The following is a 312-nucleotide window of genomic DNA, read 5'->3' on the forward strand; positions in this document are numbered from 1 at the left end:
CAGGGCGATGGCATACAAGGTAAAGGATTATTGGACGGGCCTTTTTATGGTATGGATATGGATGCAAGTACATTAGAAGGCTTTTATAAAAGAACTGTAATCGTAAACAGAATGTTTAAGCCTTTTCAATATTTGTTGCCTATACCTATAAATGAAATTTTTAAGAGTAAAGTATTGGTGCAAAATCCTGGGTATGATACAGGGAATTAGTTTTTAATAAACATTATTATGAGAAAAATATCAATTGCAAAAATATGTTTAGTCGGCATATTTATTACGACCATAGGCTGTACAAAAACCAACAAAATGGCT

1 protein-coding gene is annotated in these 312 nt (G+C 32.1%); it reads left to right on the plus strand.

Translation table 11 applies throughout. The annotated features are described in order from the left end of the window. The coding region (locus G5B00_RS17960) for a RagB/SusD family nutrient uptake outer membrane protein (RefSeq protein ID WP_163878853.1) at window positions 1–210 on the plus strand (210 nt) is incomplete at its 5' end. Window positions 211–312: the final 102 nt, after the last annotated feature.

The organism is Parapedobacter sp. SGR-10 (genome assembly GCF_011030405.1).
Classification (GTDB): Bacteria; Bacteroidota; Bacteroidia; order Sphingobacteriales; family Sphingobacteriaceae; genus Sphingobacterium.